A 22,932-nucleotide genomic window follows, 5' to 3' on the forward strand; every position below is an offset into this window, starting at 1 on the left:
GTGAACTGCCCCTTTGGATGAGGGAAAGTCTTAGGAAAAGAAAAGAAGCCTAATTACGGCTTCTCTCTTTTTGCACTTTTAGTTTAATCTCTTTAATAACTGCGAACCAATCTAATAAACTCGGCACGATACCCATCAATATCCACACCCTTTCCAGCCAATGCCAGATCAATCACATCTTTTCGGTCGAAGGTGTTGATAAAAATGGACTTTCGTAACTGCAAACCAAAAAGGGCTACTGCGGCGGAGAATTTAAAATCCTGTGACGCTTTTTCAAACTCTGTATCCGCATCTTTCAATGTTTTAACAATGAGCTTGCTTCTGTTGCCATCGGGTTTCTTATACCTGAATTTAACCGTAAGCAGTTCATCTGGATTGCTTTTTGAATTAGGATCGGTATACTTTAATGAATCCACACTTCTTACGTACACACTTTCTACACCAACGGGTATGATCTCATATAACGCGGTCACGGTATGACCACTTCCAATTTCTCCGGCATCCTTGGTGTCATCATTAAAATCTTCATCTTCCAGCAGACGGTTTTCATAGCCAATTAGCCTATGTGCCTTGACCAAGGCAGGGTTAAACTCTACTTGAATTTTCACATCTTTAGCAATGGCGTACATGGTTCCAAAAAACTCAGAACCCAGTACCTTTTGGGCCTCCTGCATTGTATCTATATAGGCATGGTTCCCATTTCCTTTGTCGGCAAGTATTTCCATTTTGGAATCTTTATAGTTCCCCATTCCAAAACCAAGAACCGTAAGGAATACTCCGCTTTTGCGCTTCTCCTCTATCAATTCCTCCATATCCTTATCACTGGATGCTCCTACGTTAAAATCCCCGTCTGTGGCTAGGATTACCCGATTATTACCCCCTTTTATGAATTGTGCTTCGGCCGTTTTATAAGCCAATTCAATTCCGGCGCCACCTGCCGTCGAACCGCCAGCGCTCAAATTGTTGATGGCTGCCATGATTTCTTCCTTTTTATCGCCTCTCGTAGGCTCTAACACCATTCCCGCTGCCCCGGCATACACCACGATGGACACCTTGTCCTTTTCGCGTAATTGATCTACCAACACATCGAGAGCCGACTTCAATAAACCAAGTTTATTATTATAATTCATAGAGCCAGACACATCTATGAGAAACACTAGGTTTGATGCGGGTACTTCCTCCGCGGTAATGTCTTTTCCCTTAAGTCCGATCTTTACTAATTTGGAACCTTCGTTCCAAGGTGACTTTGCAACTTCTGTGTGTATGGAAAAAGGATGTTTTCCGTCGGGGTTTGGATAGTTATATGAGAAGTAATTGATCATCTCTTCTATTTTAACCGCTTCTTGTGGAACTTCCTGACCGTTGTTAATCATTCTTCTTACGTTACTATAACCTGCTTTGTCCACATCTATGGAAAACGTAGACAGTGGCTCGGTCGCTACACTCTTAAAGATGTTCTCTGGCATGTACTTGTAGCTTTCGTTTTCTGAAACTGGATTATGGTTACCGCTTTTTGTGGTAATTAAGATAACCCCATTTCTTCCTTCTGTACCATATAGTGTAGTCGCAGCCGTACCTTTAAGAATATCTACCATTTTAATGTCATCTGCATCCAAATCAAAGGAAAGATTAGACTTCATATTTCCATCTAAAGAGTTAGCATCGGAACTAATAGGTACTCCGTCGATAACATACAATACCTTATCATTACCCTTGAATGAATTGGTCCCGCGGATAACCACTTTATTGGCTGATCCGGACAATCCGTTCTGGGTTGTGATAGAAACCCCAGCAGCTTTCCCCCGTAAATATTGGTCTACACCGGTTCTTGGAGGCGCACTAAGAGATTCCTCACTCACCGAGGACACGGAATATCCGAGCACCCTTTTTTCCTTTTTGACAGCAAAACCAGTTACCACCACTTCATTCAGGCTTGTGGCATCTGGTTTTAGGGAAAAGGAAAATTCAGAGCTTTTAGAAGTAACGATTCGCTCTTCCGTTTTGTAACCAATATAACTATAGACCAATATTTGGCCTAAGCCGGTTTTAATGGAATAATTTCCATTAAAGTCTGTTTGAGTCCCCTTTGAAGTACCCTTTACCACTATGTTTACTCCGGGTAACGGAAGGTTGGACTCATCGGTGATCACACCTGTTATTTCTACCTCTTGGGCATTCAATATCCCTAGTGTAAAAAAGCATACGACGCAAAGTAAAATTGTTTTCATATCTAATTTGATTCATGTTAATGGGGTAAAACTAGCATGGGTAGGTGACCCATAAAATATATATTGAGGCAGAAGGTGGTTTCAATTAGGGAACTGTCCATAGGTCGATACATCGCATTTTAAAGAAAAAAGAAAAGGGAGCCCAACTCGAGACTCCCCTTTCCCAAAAAAACCAACCAAAAAAACTAAGATGACTTATTTATGAAAAAAAATCATACTCAAACCTACATTTGAAAATTGAAGTAAAAAAGCAACATTGAGGGAAGCCCCCAAATCATTGAGGGAAGTAGTTACTTGTGCTTGTGAAGCAAAGACAGGACATCCTGTCGTTTTATTTTGCCAGTCTCGGTGAATGGAAATTGGGAAAGGGAATATATTTTTTTTGGTCGCTCGTACTTCTGCAGTTCTTGAAAAGCACCTTGATATAACTCTTGGCTGGGCATTTGTTCGCCTTCTATAACCATAATTATTCGTTGCCCCAATACCTCATCATCTTCGGATGCAATAATAAAAGGGAAATCGAAGTGAGTGGAAAGTTTGGTTTCCACTTCTTCTGGACTAATTTTCACCCCTCCACTATTGATGATGTTATCAATTCTTCCAAGCCAAGTGAAGGAAACAGGAGAATGTAGTCTTACAAGGTCATTGGTCACTACATTTCTTCGACTCACTTTAGGAGCTTCAATAACAAGGCAACCTCTATCATCATGCAAAAATTGTACATTCGGAAGTGCGGAAAACACCTCAGACCTTGCAAATCCATTCAATCGTCTTACTGCAACATGGGTTATGGTTTCGGTCATTCCATAGGTAGCAAAAACTTCGGTCGTTTTATCTTGAAGTTGAGCTTCCAATTCAGGAGAAATAGGCCCTCCACCTACGATCATTTTCTTAACCTTGTCCAAGGCATGTATGGAATGGTGTAGTTGAAAAGGAACCATCGCAACAAAATCATAATCATTGTCATATTCGGTAAGGGCATCTTTATTAGGGGCTACAGCGTGTAAATCCCAACCTAATACAAGAGCGCGAACCAACATCATCTTGCCCGCAATATAATCGGCAGAAAGACAAAGTAAGGCCTTTGTTCCTTCACCTGTTTTAAAATAGGCTCCAGTGGCTTTCGCACTTTGCAACATATGTTCTTTTAGAAGGAAAATGTCTTTGGGTGTTCCCGTTGAGCCAGATGTTTTCACGACAATACTATCACCAAAATCCAACCATTCTTCCAAGAAATTGGCAATACTTACCTCATAGGGCGCCCCATGGGCTTTTAGGTTATCCACAAAATTGAGCAATTCCTCGGCCGATGTGTAAGACAGTCCGTTGAATTTGAACTTTGGATGTATGGTTGGTGAGGTTGGCATCTTAGTTCGATCTATTCTGTTCCTATATCCAGCAAGGATTCATCTGGAGGTGGCTGCACTTTTCCAAAAAGTTTTCCTTGCCAATCCTTCCATTTATAGCGCCATGCCATGATTCCCAAAAAGATGGGGTATACCACCAATACGGGAATTAGCACATCCCAGCCCAACGCGGGTTCTGAAACATCTTTTAGTATGGAGTTTGTTTGGAACGCCGTCCAGTCTGCTGTTACCAAAAGGGCTGCTACCAAATTGTTTCCCGCGTGAAACCCTAGAGCCAACTCCAGTCCTTCATCCATTAATGTCATAATACCCAGTAAAAATCCAGTTCCTATATAGTACACCATGATAATGGGTCCCAATTTATCTACTTCCGGATTGAAATAGTGCATACCGCCAAAAAGTACCGAAGTGATGAATAGTGGGGCAAACTTACTTTTAAACATGACTCCAAAACCTTGCATTAAATACCCTCTAAATAGATATTCTTCAAAACTGGTTTGCAACGGAATCATCACAATGGCAATAACTGCAAGGATTAAAAATGGACCCCAATTAAACTGTATGACATAGTCTTCGGGATAGGAATAATAGTCGATAAGCGTCGTACCTATGGTAAAAACAGCGATAAGGATGAAGCCAAACCAAAACCGTCCCCAATCTATCTTTTTTCTTGAAGTGGTAATTCGCAACATAGGTTGCCGATGCACATACTTAAGCCATATGTACAGACCGATTAAGCCAATTACAAATGCCAGGAGCATCAAAAAGAGTGTGAGATTAGAATCCAATACCTGCATAATGGCATTGGGGTCTTCTAAAATTGTAAAGGCATCTCCCCCATCGGAAATTGCCTTCATCATTGCGGCAATAATAAAGGGAAAGGAACCAAATTGCCAAATAAAAAAAACAACTCCAAAACCAACGATATAGCGCCAGCCTTCGTGAAGGTATTTGTAAGCTAATTGTATGAACATAAATTCTCTTTAAAACGGATTAGAACACCATTGAGCCTGTTTGTTACATTATTTCAGATACATCCCAAGCCAATTGGGTATTGTACCCTATTTTCCCGTTGCTTACTTCTAGAGGCGACGGGAAATTATTGGTATACAAACTACCAGTCCCCAATCCTTGCGGCAATTTACTACTTTTTGTAAATGTATACTGAGAAATGGCATTCAATCCCACATTGCTTTCCAATGCAGAGGTAATCCACCATTCGATTCCCGTATTTTCAGCAAGTGAAATCCATTCGTCACTTCCCTGAAAACCACCAATAAAGCTCGGCTTAAGGATGATATACTGTGGTTGAATGGTTGTTAACATCTCACTCTTTTTTTCAACATCAAAGACACCAATTAACTCTTCGTCCAAGGCAATCGGTAATGGGGTCATTTCACATAAGCGAGCCATTTCCTGCCATTGTCCCTGTTTAATAGGTTGTTCAATAGAATGGATGCTCCACTCGGAAAGGTACTTCAATTTATCTAAGGCTTCCAAAGGTGAGAAAGCACCATTCGCATCGACCCTAAGTTCTATTTCACTAGGTGAAAATTCCTTGCGAATAGACTTTAAAAGTTGAATTTCGGAATCAAAATCGATCGCACCTATTTTCATTTTCAAGCAGGTAAACCCGCTTTTCAATCGTTCGGCAATCTGTTGCTTCATAAAGGCCGCTTCGCCCATCCAGATAAGGCCATTTATAGGTATTGATTGCTCGCCATCGGAAAACTGAGAAGGAAAGATGTGAAACGGATCCGAAGCATTAAACGATTTAAAGGCCGTTTCTAAACCAATCTGAATAGAAGGGAACTCTTTTAATTCTTCATAAAGCACATCCAGTCCTAAAGAGATATGATCACAAGCCCATGCAAGTTTTTGTTCATAATCCGGGCGATCGTCTATACTTAATCCCATTAAAAGACCGCATTCCCCAACGCCCCATTGGTCATTTTCTCTCAAAAGGATATAGAATGCTTCCTTTGTTTGCAATACTCCCCTAGAGGTTCCTGCTGGGCGTTTGAATTGAAGAAGATGTTTTTTATACGACGCGTGCAAAGTGGTTATTTAAAATGTGCTATTATACATTGATTGATTCCCCTATGCCCAAAAGAATGAGCTCTTTTCCCGCTTCACTAAATTTATCCTTCGCCACTTGGGTATCTATTTCAATAAAACCAAATGTATTGTAATGCACTCCCAAAATACGGTTGCACTCAACGAAATCACTCGCTATGATAGCATCTTCCACTCCCATGGTAAAATTATCGCCAATGGGAAGAATGGCCAAGTCAAGTTTTGTTCGCATTGGGATGAGTTTCATATCCATGGTCAATGCGGTATCACCTGCGATATAGATATTTTTGTCTTCCCCTTCTATCACAAAGCCTCCGGGAAAGCCACCATCTGTTCCATCATCGAATGTACTGGTATGAATGGCGTTTACGTATTTCACTCTTCCGAAGTCGAATTGCCAGCTTCCACCGTGGTTCATTGGGTGTACCTTGTATCCCTTACCTTGATAATGCATGGCTATTTCGTAGTTAGAAACAATAGTTGCCCCGGTATTCTTGGCAATGGCTTCTGCATCCAGTACATGATCTAAATGTGCATGTGTGAGTAAAATATAGTCTGCCTTCAAGTCATTCACGGAAACCGAGTCTTTGGATAATGGGTTACCGGATATGAATGGGTCTATAATAATGTGCTTTCCTGAAGTTTCTATGGAAAGACTGTTTTGACCGTAAAACGTGATCTTCATAGTGTGATTTTTCACCCAAAAGGGCAGTTAATTACTTCAGTAAATTTAATGTTCTTTTCCCTATGGAACAATTTTGTTTCAATGTAAAAAGGAGAAGAGAATCGCAAAAGCGAATGTACTCAATGCCACTTTCTTCAATTCGGAGTCCAATAATCGAGGTTCGGAATTCTTCGCCACAGTCATCATATTAAGAACCAAAGGAATAAATGTGATTAGGTATAGAAACTGTAAAGGTGTCTGATACTTTAGCAAGGTATAAAGCACGGCACAGATCATTCCTATAAGCAATAGGAAATAGTGATAATTCTTGGCCTTAACACTACCCCATTTGACCACAAGTGTGTTCTTTCCCACTTTGGCATCGTTCTCTATATCGCGTAAATTGTTAAGGTTTAAGACTGCCGTACTGAAAACCCCAATACTTGTAGCAGGTAATAGCAGTTCCCAAGTCAAGGACTTGGTGAAGAGAAAATAAGTTCCCAAGACGCTAACCAAACCAAAAAAAAGAAACACGAAAATATCGCCCTTACCCGAATAACCGTATGCACTTTTGCCTACGGTATATTTTATGGCTGCAATTACGGCAGCTATGGCCAAATTGAAAAAAATGAATGCCAAGAGAATATTTTCATTGCCAAATGCCATGAAGATAAGCATACTGGCAATAAGCAAGGTAATTCCAGCCGTTACGTACATTCCACGCTTCATTTGTTTGGGGGAAATAACGCCACTGGCCACCATTCGCTTTTCACCATCCCTATTTGCATCCGTTCCCTTCACACCATCGCCATAATCGTTGGCAAAATTGGATAGGACTTGAAAGCCAATGGTAGTTAAGATGGCCAACCAGAATAATGGCCTTTGTGTTATATACGGTGGATAACACATTATGATATTGGATTTCTCCCAAATTGAAGTGTATTCTATATGGGCAAGTATTGGATTTCCAAGGGCCGCACCGACAATAATTCCAGAAACAGATAAAGGAAGGGTTCTTAATCGTGCTGCGCCTAGCCAAGCTTTCAATTGTGACATATTTGAAAATTACCGCACAAAAATAGGGTAAAAAAGAAAATCCGCCCCTACAAATGCAGAAACGGACCTTCCATTACTAACTAAATTTATCTAACTATGAATCTGGCAATTTGCCCTTGATTATTCTTAATGATGTAAGTGCCGCTTGTATACGTTGCAACATTAATTACGGCAACTTCGCCAGTGGTAGCGATCAGTCTTCCTGTGATATCATAGATTTCATAAGCCCCTGGCTTATTTAAGAAAATCATATCATCTGCTGGGTTTGGATATACCACCAATTTCGTTGAAGCCGTTTCGAAATCATTTACAGAAAGAATGTCGTTATTGATTTCGAATACGCTCAATGTGGCACTTTCTTCGTTTGCGATTACCAACAAACCGGTGTCGGTTGGACTATCTTCGAAAGGAATATAAATCACGCCTTCTGGAGCCAAATCTCCCATTTCGTCACCTCCTGGGGTGGCATCACGACTGTTTTCGTACTCCAAGAAAACTGGATTGGCAGGATCGGTTACATTGTATACCATTAGCCCTCCTATTCTTTCCAATAATATAAAGGCGTAGTATTCTCCATTGATTTCTTCAACAATAACGCCTTCTGGTTCAGGTCCTTTATTGTCGCTTCTATTTTTGAAGTTGTTATTACTATTACTGGCATTGAAGATGCCGCCATATACTGGGTCATTGGCAGTTATTACCTCGAAATCATTGGCACTGTCGTACACCAAGTTGCCAGAGTCAGCTTCGAAAATACTAAAGGAACGTCCTCCAAATACATGGATTTGCTCGAATAGACCGTCATTATCAATATCACCAGAAGCATTTGTAACATTTATTTCTGAAAGGTTGCTTTCCATTTCCAAGACATCAATGTCTGAGAATAAAGCGGGATCCAGGTTGTAATCGTCATCATCGATCTTTCGTTCCTCTTCATACGTATCGTATTCCCTTGCGTCTCCCTCATTGGCAGTAACAACATAGGTTGTTCCATTTACATCATAGGCAGTAATGGCATCAGGCATATACATTCCGTAGATAGGCCAGTTTGCATCAAAGATGAAATCGGTTTCATCGCTTACGTCGATCGTATTTGAGAACTGACTGTGATCTTTCAATCCAAAGGGTAAAATATCGGTAATTTCCATGTTTACTAAATCTACTATAGCGTATGCATTATTTTCTTGAAGGGAAACATACGCTGTTTGTGAATCGTCGGAAACAGCTACGTACTCTGGCTCAAGATCTTGGGAAACGCTTGCTCCTGGTCCGTAGATACGAACTCCTGCATCTTCCAGTTCAGATTCTTGCGAATCGAATGCATTAAAGTCTAAGGTAGTAACATTTGCTTGCGAGATGTTACCCAAACCACCACTTACATCGATAATGGAAATACTCCCTTCCGGATCGATCGAATAATCATCGTTGGGCTCACCTTCGTTAGCCACGATTATTTTGGTTCCATCGGGCGTGAAAGTTACCATATCTGGTAAAGCACCTACTTCTAGGTATACTCCGAATGTGTTTGCTACATCACCAATAAGGACGGTTCCGTTATCGGTTTTTTCTATCCCTGAAATCGCCAAGGCATATAATCCTCCATAAGTTGCCACACTCTGTACACCATCCCCTGTAGCAGCAAAATCGATGGACAAGTTGGTGGACATATTGCTAGGATCGGAAAAGTCGATGAATTCCAATTTTGTAGCGTTGGTTACTAAAATCTGCTGACTATCGGCATCATAAGCAGCAATCTCTGCAGTACCATCTCCATCTACCAAGTAACTTGTGAGGTAAGTTACGTCCAATTGGCTGTCGTCGCCAGCAGGAACGGCAGTATCATCATCCAAAATGTAAATGCCGATGGTATCATTGGCCCCTAGCGTTACATTATCTTCATTCTGAAGTTGAAGTACGAAAAACGTATCCCCTTCGTCATCAGAATTGTTTGTAATAGGAATGGTTATCGTTTGTGGTCCTGACTGAGCTATTGGGAAGGTCAGTGTTTCGGTTGAAACATAATTAAAATTGGAACCATTCACAGCAGTTCCGCCCGAAATCAAGACCACATCAACAGATCCTTCCTCGGTCGGGGCCTGATCTGGCACCACTGAAATTTCGATGGAACTATCATTTTCATCTACGGAAATAAAGGCATTTTCGAACTCAACATCGGCAATGATAATAGGATCTGCCTCAAAACGTATGTTATCTAGGTACAAGGCCTCACTTCCAGAGTTGGAACGCAATTCCACTACCAATTGTACTATAGCATTATCCGGTACAGAAACACTCACAGTTTGCCATATATCTTCGATTCCTAAGTCGTCGATATCGTTCCCTTCTGTATTTAGGACATCAATTTCAGTAGCGTTAGTCAGATCACGAACATATATACGGATGCGATCATTTGCATCGTCATTAACAGTTCCGTCACCTTCCCATCCAGTACCGTTAACAAAATAATCTACAAAAACAACGTTGTTTGAAAATCCAGCGAAATCTACTACGTCGAATTCCAAGATCATGTTTCCGTCCGGATCAGACATTTGGTATCCGTTGGCCCCATCTGTGTATGAAGTTACATCTCCTGTAAAATCCGTAGTTCCTACAAAGTCACCATCGGTAAGACCACTACCAGGTGTGTCATAGGGAACATATGTAGCATTGTATCCCATTTCTCCACCTGTTGAGGTGAAATCAACTTCAGGTTCACCGACATTGTTAATCAAATCATGGGCGGTACCAGCATCGCCGCTATCTGTATATTGCCCTCCAGGTACAGGAGGTTCTTCAAAACTGGTTGCAGCTATTTGAGCTTGGAGTATGCTAAAGCATCCAAAAAATGCCAGGGTAAAAAAGGTAATTTTCTTCATTTGATATTCATTTATTAATTAGCAATACAAAATTACCGAGGTAGTTTGCGATGGGTTTTAGCTAATCTTTAAGTAATAATGAAGTGAATATTGTTTTATTGAAGAAATACTCTTTTAGAAATTAAGAGAAAGTAAAGTAAATGTTAGCGCTATCGATAGATAGTATAAATTTCATATTTTTAACAAATAACCCATCAAAAACAAACAACAAATGAAAAGAAACCCTGACTTAGGCTTACTTATTTTACGGGTAGGCATTTCCGCCTTAATGCTTACACATGGAATCCCCAAATTATTGGCATTTATTAATGGAGACACTTCAATCGTAGGAGACCCTATCGGATTAGGAGGGCTCATTTCATCTATTTTAGCTCTTCTTGGCGAATTTGTTGCTCCCGTTTTAATCATTATTGGAATTAAAACGCGCCCTGCAGCTCTGGTAGCAATGATTACGATGGCTGTTGCAGCATTTATTGTTCATGCGGCAGATCCCATCGCAACCAAGGAAAAGGCATTACTATATCTCATAGGTTTCTTAGCCATTGCCATTATGGGAGCTGGACGACTTTCAGTAGACAAAAAATAACACCTCCGGGAACCTTTTAATCCCGAAAATGTTTTAATTATAATCGCTAGGACCTTTTTCCTAAAAGTTTCTAGCGATTTTTTATAGGGATAAGGAATTCCATGGGGTCCCTAGATACCCAGTTCCGAGATGAGGTAAGAAACGAAAGTTTAATCGAAGATTTTAGTGAGCAGTTCTTTGAGTAAATCACCCTGCGATACATTGGACGCACCCACACCTTTACTTTTCATATCGACCTCACGAATGGCAGACACGATTTTGCTTACTTTTTTCATAGGATAATTTCGAGCAGCGATTTCATAATCCTTTATAAAATATGGACTTACCCCTAATACCTTAGGAGCTTGTGCAGGGTTGGAAAGGGAATGATACTTCAATAATTTTGAAAAGAAACTGTACAATAACGCAACGGTCATGACAAGGGGATGGTTTTTAGGGTTTTGAGCGAAATATTGTACGATACCAAAGGCTTTTTTCACATCCCGTACCCCTATGGCATTCTGTAGCTCAAAATTATTAAAGTCTTTACTGATCCCAATATTTTCTTCAATGATTTGTGGCGTAATCTGTTCTCCCTCTTTTACTATTAATTGCAACTTTTGCAATTCATTGTTTACCTTGCTCAAATCATTACCCAAAAATTCGGTAAGCATTTGTGCAGCTTTTGGACTAATGGTATATCCCTTACCTCCCATGACCCTTCGAATCCAGTCTGGAACCTGATTTTCATAGAGTTTCTTGCTTTCGAATAGGATTCCGTTCTTTTTGAGAATCTTCGTTAGTTTCTTCCGGGCATCCAATTTTTTGTACTTGTAACAAACAACAAGAACTGTTGTGGGCTGTGGGTTTTCGACATATGAGGCCAGATTTTCTATAGTGCGGGCCAAATCCTGGGCCTCCTTTACAATGACCACCTGGCGTTCGGCCATCATGGGGTAACGTTTGGCGTTGCTAACAATATCATCTATGGACACATCCCTTCCATACAGTACCATCTGATTAAATCCTTTCTCCTCTTCGGTTAAAAGGTTGTCTTCAATATAATCACTAATACCATCTATGTAGTAGGGTTCTTCCCCCATTAAAAAGTAGATGGGAGCAGCATTTCCCTGCTTAATCTCCCCAATGATCTGCCGTACTTGGTCTAGTGCCAAAAGAATTCGTTTGTTGGTTAGGCGCAGTCCATTACTTAGCTCATACCTTGACTGCACCTGAGGAAACAAGCTCTACCTAAAAATTATGAAATAAGCGTTGGAAAGTGTTTCTTTGTTTGATGCTGAAATTGAATTTTCCAGAGTACTCCTTCCGTTTCAAAAATAGGGAAAACAAACGACTGATTTTCGATCCCATTCGAAAAAAATTTGTGGTCCTCACTCCCGAGGAATGGGTCAGGCAGCATACCGTTCAATTCTTGATTTCTGAAAAGGAATATTCACCACATTTAATAAACGTTGAAAAGCAATTACTGCTCAACGATACCAAAAAAAGATATGATATCGTAGTTTTTAACACCGATGGATCCATATTCCTAATCGTAGAATGCAAAGCACCCCATATTCCTATTACCCAAGAAACTTTTGATCAAATTGCCAGGTATAATCTAGTAACCCACGCAAGTAATTTAATGGTTACTAATGGGGTAGATCATTATTACTGCAGAATGGATTATACCAACGAACGTTATGTCTTCTTGGAAGATCTTCCAGCAACTGACTAAAAATGTTTTTCTTTGCCCTGTGAAAGTTGCCGTCGTCATATTGAATTGGAATGGAAAATTGCTATTGGAGCAATTTTTACCCTCCGTTATAGCACATTCTAACGAAGCAACCATTTATGTGGCCGACAATGCCTCTTCAGATGACAGTATCGCATTTGTTAAAGAAACCTATTCTACGGTAAAAATCATTCAGAATAGGGAAAATGGCGGTTATGCCAAAGGGCACAATGATGCCCTTAAGGATCTTACCGAAGATGTTTTTGTGTTGTTGAATAGCGATGTAGAAGTAACCGAAGACTGGTTAATACCCGTCATTTCGGAATTCGATAAAGATAATGGTTTGGCGGCTGCCCAACCAAAAATCCTGGATCATAAGGACAAGGCGTATTTCGAATATGCAGGAGCCGGTGGTGGGTTTATAGATAGATTGGGATATCCATATTGCCGTGGACGTATTTTCAACACCTTAGAAAAGGATGAAGGGCAATACAATGATACTATCACTATTTTTTGGGCCACTGGAGCCTGTCTCTTTGTAAGAAGGGAAGCTTTTTGGAATGTCGGAGGGTTAGATGAAGATTTGTTTGCGCATCAGGAGGAGATAGACCTTTGCTGGCGTATGCAGTCACAAGGAGGTAAAATTAAGTATATAGGTAGTTCAACTGTTTACCATTTAGGCGGCGCTACCTTATCGGCAGCCGATCCTAAAAAAACCTTTTATAATTTCAGAAATTCATTACTCATCCTTTTAAAGAATGTAATGGGTTTTGTTGCTTGGCGTCGCATATTTATTAGAATGATTTGGGATGGTATCGCGGGTCTCATGTTTCTCGTACAGGGAAAGCCTAGGCATTTCATCGCCATCCTAAAAGCACATTTTAGTTTTTACCGCCTTATTCCCAAGTACTTAAAAAAGCGTAAAAAATGGGCGTCGGGGCTTTCTTACGCCACAATAAATTCTGTGGTTTGGAAGTACTATATTGCAAAAAAACGTAACTTTAACAACCTCTAATAAACTTTACCTAAAATAATGTTAAGTGCCATTTGGCAACTGAATGAATTTATAATTTTGACTCACCTAATTTCGTAACAAAATGAAAAAGCTATTTATTCTATTAGTCTCTGTTGGGCTTGTTTTCACTTCCTGCGTGTCGAAAAAAACATATGCCGAATTAGAAGCTAAACAAAAGAAAACACAAGATTTACTAAATACTGCAACCGTTAAACTTAATGCTTGCGAAGCAGACAGAGCAGCAGCCAATGCACGCATCGCATCATTGGAAGAGCGTATTGCAGATCTTCGCAAAACCAATACCGATCTAATTCAAAGCTCTAAGGACTTAACAATTCTCACCAAACAAGGGGCTACGAACCTAGAGAAGTCATTGGAAAGTTTGAAGGAAAAAGATTTAAAGATTAGTCGTCTGCAAGATGCCTTGAACAAAAAAGACAGTGTTACCCTTGCTTTGGTCACCAGTCTTAAGAAAGAGGTAGGATTAGATGATGAAGATATTGAAATCAACGTTGAAAAAGGAGTCGTATTCATTTCCCTAAGTGATAAAGTATTATTTAGAAGTGGAAGCTATAATTTGTCTTCAAGGGCTAATGAGATTCTTGGAAAAGTGGCTACCGTAATCAATAGTAAGCCAGATTTCGAAGCTTTGGTTGAAGGACATACCGATAATGTGCCTTTCGCTAAAGGTGTATTAATTGACAACTGGGACTTGAGTGCGAAACGATCCACTGCGGTAGTACGTAAATTGATGGAACTTGGTGCCAATCCTTCGCAACTGATTGCTGCTGGTAGAAGTGAATATGTGCCATTAGTTCCCAATGATACGGCTGAGAACAAATCGACAAATCGTAGAACCAAAATTTATATCCTGCCTAAAATTGATCAATTCTATGAAATGATCGAGGATGAATTGGAAGTACTTTCCAATGAAGGTGGCGGTGAAGGTGAAGGCGACGGCGGAGGAAATTAAACCCCGATCGTTCGAATATATTAAAAGAACCTAGCGACTTTGCTGGGTTCTTTTATTTTTAAACAATACGCTTACTTGAAAACTTTTGTAATTTTAAACCATGGAAACTCATTTTCAATTGACGGATGCCGAATTCGAAAAGCAATTCGAAGAGGCTTCCTTAGACCCCGGGCTCTTTAACCACCAGGCACATTTGCGCTTGGCTTGGATACATATTTCCAACTACGGTATTGATCCCGCCATTGACCATATCTCCGCTCAACTGAAAAATTATACTACTTCTTTGGGAGCAGCGGACAAATACCATGAAACAGTAACGGTTGCAGCCATTCGGGCCGTGTACCATTTTACCTTAAAATCGAAGGCCACGACATTTATGGAGTTCATTGAAGAAAACCCACGGTTAGAACATAACTTCAAGGATTTGATGGATGCACATTACGGGTTCGATCTTTTCAGTTCGCAGGAAGCGAGAAAGAACTACTTGGCACCGGATTTGCTGCCGTTTGACTAAATTCCCATCTTAAGTTGGCATTTCCTGAGAAAACGTGAGCACCACAAACTCCGCTGGGTGTTCGATGGCTACTTTCACCACAACATTCATTAGGCCATTTAGGATATCATCGCTTGTCATCGTGGTACCCAATCCACATTCTACAGAAAATGCATCCGATGCTTTAGCCCCGACTAGTCCTCCTTCCTTCCATACTGTAGTTAAAAAGCTACTAATATCCATTTTCACGGTCTCCCAGGTATTCTTGGTATTAGGCGAAAATATAAACGCTTGAGCGGCCAATTTGCATGATTGTTCCAAAAACTCCAGAGTTCGGCGAACCGATAAGTATTTCCAATCTGGATTTTCTTGTTGATTTTCCTCTTTTGAATTTGATGTAGTATCTCCCATATTTTCTATATATAAACATACATGGATCCTTCCCACTCTGTGTTTCCCTGTATGACGAATGACCCAAGCTGTGTGGGCGTGGGATTGGGTAACCCATTTGAATTAAATTTCGAGACTTCCCTTTCCTTCCCGTATGAGTTCAGGTTCGCCGGAGGTGAGATCGATTACAGTAGATGCGATGTTTCCCCCATATCCCCCATCGACCACAACATCGACAAGGTCCGCCCATTTTTCGTAGATCAATTCGGGATCGGTGGTATATTCGATCACCTCATCTTCGTCCTTGATGGATGTGGATACAATTGGATTTCCCAATTCCCTTACAATTGCTTGGGTAATGGAATGGTTCGGGACCCGAATTCCCACTTCCTTTTTCTTTTTGAAAACATTGGGCAGATTATTGTTCCCTGGCAATATAAAGGTATACGGGCCAGGCAATGCCCTTTTCAACAATTTAAAGGTACTGGTGTCAATTTGCTTCACATAATCGCTAAGATTACTCAGATCTTCGCAAATAAAAGAAAAGTTGGCCTTTTCCAATTTCACCCCTTTAATTTTAGCAATACGCTCTAATGCTCCTTTATTGGTGATGTCGCAACCCAATGCGTATACTGTATCGCTTGGGTAGATAACCAACCCGCCTGCTTTAAGGGCATCCACCACCTTTTTTACCTCTTTGGGGTTGGGGTTTTCTTCGTAAATCTTTATGAATTCAGCCATAGCATTAATTTTTGAGGGGGATTACAGAAATGAGCTATTACATTAAAGATACTGCACTTTTAGTTTACCTCATAATAGAATGCCAAATATTTCGTTTGTATGTGTAAACCCTCCTTTATGAAAAAAATAGTTTTCTTTTTTGTTTTTTTCTGCAGTCTTACTTTTTTATTGGGTTCTTGTTCTTCGGAAGATGATGAAACGATGAATGATGCTGGCACAGGTTCATTAGAGGCCATTTCATTTATGGATGTTTCCTATGGGTCGCATCCCTTGCAAACGTACGATCTGTATCTGCCCGAAGGAAGGTCCATGGATAAAACTAAAACCATCATGTTAGTGCATGGTGGCGGTTGGACTGGAGGTGATAAAGAGGATATGGACTCCTTCGTGGGTACTATTCAGTTGTTGCATCCAGATCATGCTATCGTGAATATAAACTATGTGCTATCTAACATAACTACTCCTGCCTTTCCCAATCAATTCCTAGATATTGACGCTGTTATAGAGAAGTTGAATTCGGAGCTCGAAGAACTTCAAATAACAAACGAATTTGGAATGATCGGCACGAGTGCGGGGGCCCACTTGGCATTGATGTACGACTCCATATACGATTTGGACGATCAGGTGAAGTTTGTCGCCAATATTGTAGGCCCAACAGATTTTACCGATCCCTTCTACGCAGAAGATCCTAACTTCAACTTTGCATTTAGTTTCCTCGTAGACGAAAACACCTATCCAGAAAATGCTGTGGAGGCGGTAAGTCCGGTTTATAATGTGAATGGAAATACAAGTCCTGTCGTTATGTTCTATGGCAATCAGGATCCTTTAGTACCACTAACCAATGGAACTTCAATGGAAACCGCTTTAAATGAAGGCTTGGTTTCCTATGGCTTTTCAGTCTATGAAGGTGGGCACGGAGACGACTGGAGCGATGCCGATTATGCCAACCTCCAACAACAGATAAACAATTATATCGAGCAATACTTACCTATCGATTAATAGACGAGTCTTTTAGTATGTCTGGTACCATGGGCAGGGATTATTATAGCATTTTTGGGGTAATTATATGCCTCGGTAGCCTTAGTTGGTTGTTTTCGATAGAATGGCAAATTTATGACGATTATATGCGAACTTCTGGGAAGGCCCGTGCATTATTTGGAATAAACGAGTTGGCTTATTTGAACAAACTTTTACTTAGTATCGGTGGAATCTTAGGCTTTATATGTGCTTTCCTAGCTTACAGACGTAATGAACATAAAGGAGTGATCCGGATTTTGATGGTGCTCGCCCTTATCACCATGTTGCTACCATTTTTCAAGGTTTGGAGTTGGTTTGTCCCTGAAATTTAATCGACCACATTTAATTTGGCAAAACGAAGCAGCAATTTCTTCAATCCGCCATTTTCAAATTGAATTTCAGCTTTCGTATCTGCCCCTACCCCTTCTATCTTCAGGATTTTTCCTTTCCCGAAGCGTACATGTTCTACGATCTTGCCTACCTCAATGTTCTCGGAAGAAGGATCGAAATTCTTACTGGCCGAACTAGTTACGGGTTTCAATTTCCGCAATTTTCGCAATTGTTCTTCAGTAGGTCCCTTGGGTGGGGTCCCGGAGGTTGGCTTTCGCAAACGCAGTTTGCTTTTGTCTACTTCCCCAAAGATATCTGCATCCAATAATGGCTTGTATCTATGTTCGGTTACTGGGGTGAGGTACTCTAGATATGATTCATCTATTTCTTCAATAAATCGACTTGGTTCCGCATCGATTAGCTTTCCCCAACGGTAACGGCTTTGGGTATACGTAAGAAAGGCTTGTTTCTCTGCCCTGGTGAGCGCCACATAGAAAAGTCGCCGTTCTTCCTCCAGTTCGGCACGGGTATTCATGCTCATTCCACTGGGAAATAGATCCTCTTCCATCCCAACAATGTAGACATACGGGAATTCAAGCCCTTTTGCCAAATGCACCGTCATTAAAGCCACACGGTCATCATCACCTTTGTCATTATCCATATCGGTAGCGAGTGCTACATCTTCCAAGAATTCGGAGAGTGATCCTGTCGTATCGGCAAGTTCTTTTTGTTCTTCCACGAAATCCCGAATACCATTAAGTAGTTCCTCAATATTTTCGATTCGAGCAATTCCTTCGGGTGTACCGTCCTTTTTAAGCTCTTGTACCAGTCCTGTTTTCTTGGTCACATGCTCGGTAATCTCAAAAGCATTATACCCCTGATTCAGCACTTGAAAACTCTCGATCATGGTCACGAAGTTCTGAAGCTTGGTTTTTGTACCGCTATTTATTTTTAGGTCTATTTTGTCTATGGCTTTCATTACATCGATAATGGGTCGATCGTAATGATTGGCTGCTACTATCAATTTATCCATAGTGGTCTGCCCAATTCCCCTGGCTGGGTAATTGATGACCCTTTTCAAAGCCTCTTCATCTTTAGGGTTTAGTATAAGCCGCAAATATGCCAGGACATCCTTTATTTCTTTTCGTTGGTAAAAACTGAGTCCTCCATAGATCCTGTATGGAATGTCTTTTTTCCTTAGTGCATCTTCCATGGCACGGGACTGGGCGTTGGTTCGATACAGAATTGCAAAATCCCCATAGCCAATTTGATTGTTCATGGCAGTTTCGAAAATATTGCTTGCCACAAACCGACCCTCGTCCCCATCGGTCATACTGCGATTTACCTTTATCTTATTCCCTTCTGCATTTGCAGTCCAAACCACCTTATCTAGACGGTTCTTATTCTTTTCAATTATACTATTGGCTGCATTTACTATATTCTTCGTGGAGCGATAATTCTGTTCAAGACGGTAGACCTGTACGTCTTCATAATCTTTCTGAAAGTTCAGGATATTATTGATATTGGCACCCCGAAAGGCATAAATACTCTGCGCATCGTCCCCTACCACACAAATATTCTGAAAGCGATCACTTAATGCACGCACTATAAGGTATTGACTGTGATTGGTATCTTGGTACTCGTCTACCAAAATATAGCGGAATCGATCTTGGTACTTTGCCAATACCGCAGGAAAACGTGTAAGCAGTTCATTGGTTTTGAGCAAAAGGTCATCGAAATCCATGGCTCCAGCCTTAAAACAGCGATCCACATAATTTTTATAGATATCCCCTAATCTTGGCATCTTAGCCATGGCGTCAGCCTCCATCAATTCCGGGTTCTGAAAATAGGCCTTTACCGTAATCAAGCTGTTCTTGTAAGAGGAAATTCGGGAATAGACCTGCTTGTATTTGTAGATATCCTTATCCAGTTGCATTTCCTTTATGATTGCCCGTATCACACTTTGTGAATCCTGCGTATCATAAATCGTAAAATTTGACGGATAACCCAATTTATCTGCCTCGAACCGAAGTATTTTTGCAAAAATACTATGAAAAGTCCCCATCCATAGGTTCTTGGCTTCACTATTTCCAACAATTTGGGCGATACGCTTCTTCATTTCACGTGCCGCCTTATTCGTAAATGTAAGTGCCAGTATATTGAAGGCATCTACCCCTTGGGACATAAGGTAAGCAATGCGAAAGGTTAGTACACGGGTTTTTCCAGAACCTGCTCCAGCAATCACAATCATGGCCCCATCTTTCTGTAATACAGGAGCTCGTTGTGCATCGTTCAATTGTTCCAAATAATCTTGCAAATCCTTTCTTGAATGAAGTAATTATAAGGTGTGAAAATACAGAAATTACAGGGAATGAAATACCAGTGAAATGAGAATTTATAAACAACTCTTGTACGTTGTAGTTGCTGAAAATTTTAAATATCTTTAGCACAATAGAGCGAATCATATGAACCAACCATTGGTATTCGGCAAACCAATTACCAATCATTATTTACAGTTACTTTATGAAAAGATTATTTGTTATTTCCCTTTTAGCCCTCTTTTTTGTGATACCCAGCTATGCGCAAATGGATAAGGAAGTCCTTAAGGATATTGAGGCCATCGAATCTAAGGTCATAGATTGGCGACACTATTTCCACCAATACCCTGAACTTTCGAACAGGGAGTTTAAAACTGCAGAGAAAATTGCTGATCACCTCAGAAGCCTGGGAATGAAAGTGGAAACAGGAATTGCAAAAACGGGAGTGGTTGGAATTCTGGAAGGGGAACAACCCGGTAAAGTAGTTGCACTACGTGCAGATATTGATGCCCTGCCGGTAACTGAACGTAATGACCTTTCATTTAAAAGTGAAGTAACTAGCACGTTTCTGGATACTGAAACGGGTGTAATGCATGCCTGTGGCCATGATACACATATATCCATCTTAATGGGTGTGGCAGAGGTATTATCAAATCACAAAGACAAAATTAAGGGTACTGTCAAGTTTATATTTCAACCTGCAGAGGAAGGCCCACCTCCCGGGGAAGAAGGAGGGGCCAAGCTTATGATCAAGGAAGGGGTATTAAAGAATCCAGATGTGGACGCTATATTCGGATTGCATATTAATAGTGGAACCCCCGTAGGAACCATAAAATATAAAAGTGGCGGCACCATGGCTGCGGTAGAGCGATTTGTAGTAACGGTAAATGGAAAACAAACCCATGGATCTGCACCTTGGACCGGAGTTGACCCTATCTTAATTTCTGCGAAAATAATTGATGGGTTCCAAACTATTATTAGTCGGGAATCCCCCTTGGTTGAGGAAGCAGCTGTCATTACGGTTGGAAAAATCACCGCCGGGGTTCGTTTCAACATAATTCCGGAAAGCGCAGAGATGATAGGCACAGTACGTACATTAGACCCTAGGATGCGGGAACTTATCATGCGGCGTATGAACGAAATGGCCGCCGATATTGCCAAGGCCTATGGTGGAAGTGCTACTATAGAGTGGCAAAACAATACGGTGGTAACTTATAATGATCCTGCACTCACCGCTCAAATGCTACCTACTTTAGAGAGTGTGGCTGGAAAGGACAATGTAAAACTAATGAAGGCAACAACGGGAGGAGAGGATTTTTCGTACTTCCAAGAAGTAGTGCCGGGGTTTTACTTCTTTTTAGGAGGTATGACACCCGGAAATACCGAACCGTTTCCGCATCACACGCCCGATTTTAAGATTGACGATGCAGGAATGCTTTTAGGCGTAAAGGCAATGACACAAGTCACCATAGATTATTTAGCCAATTAAAATAAGACGACTTTTATGGACACTGTTATCGAGATAGTGAAATCCATCCCTTGGTGGGGTTGGATAGTTTTAGTTTTGGGGATTATTGCACTACGTGACATCATTCAGAGAAGGCATACCATTCAGCATAACTTCCCGATCATAGGTCATATTCGGTATATATTTGAGAGTATTGGACCCGAAATGCGACAATATTTCGTAGCGAATAATAGAGAAGAGCTTCCATTTAATCGAATTGAGCGTGGGTGGATTTATGCCTCTGCCAAAAAGGAGAACAACTACGAAGGGTTTGGAACGGACCGTGATATTTATGCCCATCAGCATATTTTCATCAATAATGCGATGATGCCTTTCAAGTTTGAAAAGGATCATCCCAATGCATTGGACAAAAGTTTTCTTCCTTGTGCCAAGGTAATGGGCGCCTATAACCAACGGAAAAAGCCATACCGTCCGGCCTCCGTAATTAATGTGTCTGCTATGAGCTTTGGATCCTTGAGTGCCAAAGCAGTAGAGTCCTTGAACAAAGGTTGCCATATAGCAGGTGCTTATCACAATACAGGTGAAGGTGGTTTATCTCCCTATCACAGCACGGGAAGTGATGTGGTTTTTCATTTTGGAACAGGATATTTTGGGGTACGGGACGATCAAGGGAACTTCTCGATGGAGAAAATGAAAAAACTAGTTTCGGACAATCCCTTTGTAAAAGCCATTGAAATAAAACTATCCCAAGGGGCAAAACCCGGTAAAGGAGGTGTACTGCCCGGAGCAAAAATAAGTAAGGAGATTGCCGCCATCCGGGGTGTTGAAGTGGGAAAAGATGTATTATCGCCCCCTAACCACAGTGCCTTCTCCAACGTACCTGAGCTTTTAGATTTTATTGAAGCCATTGCGAATGAGACTGGGCTGCCTGTAGGCATAAAAGCCGCCATCGGAAAATTGGATCAGTGGGAACAATTGGCAGATCTAATGGTTGAAAGGGGAAAGGGGCCTGATTTCATTGCCGTTGATGGTGGAGAAGGCGGAACAGGAGCCGCGCCACCCAGCTTTGCCGATCATGTTTCCTTACCTTGGGTTTATGGCTTTAGCGATGTGTACAAGCTTTTCAAAAAGAGAAAAATTACGGATCGTATTGTCTTTATTGGAAGCGGAAAATTGGGCTTCCCCGCCAAAGCTGCCATGGCTTTCGCCATGGGGGCAGATTGTATCAACGTGGCAAGGGAGGCAATGATGAGCATTGGTTGCATACAAGCACAAATTTGCCATACGAATCGCTGCCCTAGTGGCGTGGCGACCCAGAGCAAGTGGCTTCAGAATGGCATAAACATCCCATTAAAGAGCGAAAGGCTCGCACAATACTTTAAATCATTTAGAAAAGAACTGGTCGAGATCACCCACGCTGCTGGTTATGAGCATCCCTGCCAGTTTAAAATGAGTGATATCGAAGTGAATGTAGACGATCATAATCTTTCCAAAGAATTATACCGCACCTATATGTACGAAAAAGACAAGGTAGCCTATACAAACATGCAAGATTTAAAAGATTGTGTATTTTTAGGCGGAAACTATACTGAATCCCATACGAACAACCCTTAAATTGCG

At 41.0% G+C, this 22,932-nt stretch carries 20 protein-coding genes; 9 read left to right on the forward strand and 11 right to left on the reverse strand.

Annotated elements, in window-relative coordinates:
* Positions 1-92: 92 nt before the first annotated feature.
* The 7 genes from AC6JAD_RS16925 to AC6JAD_RS16955 form a co-directional block, all read right to left on the reverse strand.
* On the reverse strand, positions 93-2,228 hold the full coding sequence (locus AC6JAD_RS16925) for a vWA domain-containing protein (RefSeq protein WP_461303770.1): 2,136 nt from the start codon (positions 2,226-2,228) through the stop codon (positions 93-95).
* 290 nt (positions 2,229-2,518) lie between these two features.
* A complete protein-coding gene (locus AC6JAD_RS16930; RefSeq protein WP_461303769.1) occupies positions 2,519-3,595 on the reverse strand; it encodes an AMP-binding protein in 1,077 nt (358 codons plus the stop codon).
* An 11-nt stretch (positions 3,596-3,606) separates the two neighbouring features.
* On the reverse strand, positions 3,607-4,569 hold the full coding sequence (locus AC6JAD_RS16935) for a CPBP family intramembrane glutamic endopeptidase (protein WP_461303768.1): 963 nt from the start codon (positions 4,567-4,569) through the stop codon (positions 3,607-3,609).
* A gap of 43 nt (positions 4,570-4,612) precedes the next feature.
* Complete coding sequence (locus AC6JAD_RS16940; RefSeq protein WP_461303767.1) at positions 4,613-5,653, reverse strand: o-succinylbenzoate synthase; 1,041 nt, start codon at positions 5,651-5,653, stop codon at positions 4,613-4,615.
* Between the two features lie 22 nt (positions 5,654-5,675).
* A complete protein-coding gene (locus AC6JAD_RS16945; RefSeq protein ID WP_461303766.1) occupies positions 5,676-6,356 on the reverse strand; it encodes a metal-dependent hydrolase in 681 nt (226 codons plus the stop codon).
* A 78-nt stretch (positions 6,357-6,434) separates the two neighbouring features.
* The gene (gene menA, locus AC6JAD_RS16950) at positions 6,435-7,391 is read right to left on the reverse strand and encodes a 1,4-dihydroxy-2-naphthoate octaprenyltransferase (RefSeq protein ID WP_461303765.1); all 957 of its coding nucleotides are present in this window, start codon (positions 7,389-7,391) and stop codon (positions 6,435-6,437) included.
* 86 nt (positions 7,392-7,477) lie between these two features.
* On the reverse strand, positions 7,478-10,267 hold the full coding sequence (locus tag AC6JAD_RS16955) for a choice-of-anchor I family protein (RefSeq protein WP_461303764.1): 2,790 nt from the start codon (positions 10,265-10,267) through the stop codon (positions 7,478-7,480).
* Positions 10,268-10,478: 211 nt separating this feature from the next.
* On the opposite strand from AC6JAD_RS16955, the gene AC6JAD_RS16960 reads away from it, so the two are divergent.
* Entirely contained in the window at positions 10,479-10,853 is a 375-nt protein-coding gene (locus tag AC6JAD_RS16960; RefSeq protein ID WP_461303763.1) for a DoxX family protein, read from the forward strand.
* Positions 10,854-11,002: 149 nt separating this feature from the next.
* On the opposite strand, the gene holA is transcribed toward AC6JAD_RS16960, so the two are convergent.
* Positions 11,003-12,007, reverse strand: a complete 1,005-nt coding sequence (holA, locus tag AC6JAD_RS16965) for a DNA polymerase III subunit delta (protein WP_461303762.1) — start codon at positions 12,005-12,007, stop codon at positions 11,003-11,005.
* Between the two features lie 119 nt (positions 12,008-12,126).
* Between holA and AC6JAD_RS16970 the strand changes: the two genes are divergently transcribed.
* The 4 genes from AC6JAD_RS16970 to AC6JAD_RS16985 all read left to right on the forward strand — a co-directional run bounded on the left by AC6JAD_RS16970 (position 12,127) and on the right by AC6JAD_RS16985 (position 15,069).
* Positions 12,127-12,570, forward strand: coding sequence for a type I restriction enzyme HsdR N-terminal domain-containing protein (locus AC6JAD_RS16970; protein WP_461303761.1), 444 nt, complete (start codon positions 12,127-12,129; stop codon positions 12,568-12,570).
* A gap of 19 nt (positions 12,571-12,589) precedes the next feature.
* Positions 12,590-13,582, forward strand: coding sequence for a glycosyltransferase family 2 protein (locus tag AC6JAD_RS16975; protein ID WP_461303760.1), 993 nt, complete (start codon positions 12,590-12,592; stop codon positions 13,580-13,582).
* Positions 13,583-13,664: 82 nt separating this feature from the next.
* Positions 13,665-14,555 (forward strand): OmpA/MotB family protein, encoded by an 891-nt coding sequence (locus AC6JAD_RS16980; RefSeq protein WP_461303759.1) that lies wholly within the window; start codon positions 13,665-13,667, stop codon positions 14,553-14,555.
* 100 nt (positions 14,556-14,655) lie between these two features.
* On the forward strand, positions 14,656-15,069 hold the full coding sequence (locus AC6JAD_RS16985) for a hypothetical protein (protein WP_461303758.1): 414 nt from the start codon (positions 14,656-14,658) through the stop codon (positions 15,067-15,069).
* 9 nt (positions 15,070-15,078) lie between these two features.
* On the opposite strand, the gene AC6JAD_RS16990 is transcribed toward AC6JAD_RS16985, so the two are convergent.
* A complete protein-coding gene (locus AC6JAD_RS16990; RefSeq protein WP_461303757.1) occupies positions 15,079-15,459 on the reverse strand; it encodes a phage tail sheath C-terminal domain-containing protein in 381 nt (126 codons plus the stop codon).
* Between the two features lie 102 nt (positions 15,460-15,561).
* The gene (locus AC6JAD_RS16995) at positions 15,562-16,179 is read right to left on the reverse strand and encodes an L-threonylcarbamoyladenylate synthase (RefSeq protein WP_461303756.1); all 618 of its coding nucleotides are present in this window, start codon (positions 16,177-16,179) and stop codon (positions 15,562-15,564) included.
* Between the two features lie 117 nt (positions 16,180-16,296).
* Here AC6JAD_RS16995 and AC6JAD_RS17000 point away from each other — a divergent pair, with 117 nt between their 5' ends.
* Positions 16,297-17,178, forward strand: a complete 882-nt coding sequence (locus AC6JAD_RS17000) for an alpha/beta hydrolase fold domain-containing protein (protein WP_461303755.1) — start codon at positions 16,297-16,299, stop codon at positions 17,176-17,178.
* 17 nt (positions 17,179-17,195) lie between these two features.
* Positions 17,196-17,528, forward strand: a complete 333-nt coding sequence (locus AC6JAD_RS17005; protein ID WP_461303754.1) for a hypothetical protein — start codon at positions 17,196-17,198, stop codon at positions 17,526-17,528.
* Here AC6JAD_RS17005 and AC6JAD_RS17010 read toward each other — a convergent pair.
* Positions 17,525-19,843, reverse strand: coding sequence for an ATP-dependent helicase (locus AC6JAD_RS17010; RefSeq protein WP_461303753.1), 2,319 nt, complete (start codon positions 19,841-19,843; stop codon positions 17,525-17,527). The genes AC6JAD_RS17005 and AC6JAD_RS17010 overlap by 4 nt on opposite strands.
* A 206-nt stretch (positions 19,844-20,049) precedes the next feature.
* Between AC6JAD_RS17010 and AC6JAD_RS17015 the strand changes: the two genes are divergently transcribed.
* A complete protein-coding gene (locus AC6JAD_RS17015) occupies positions 20,050-21,333 on the forward strand; it encodes an amidohydrolase (protein WP_461303752.1) in 1,284 nt (427 codons plus the stop codon).
* Positions 21,334-21,348: 15 nt separating this feature from the next.
* Positions 21,349-22,926, forward strand: a complete 1,578-nt coding sequence (locus tag AC6JAD_RS17020) for an FMN-binding glutamate synthase family protein (protein ID WP_461303751.1) — start codon at positions 21,349-21,351, stop codon at positions 22,924-22,926.
* Positions 22,927-22,932 lie beyond the last annotated feature (6 nt).

The sequence above is a fragment of the Aureisphaera sp. genome (assembly GCF_059726885.1).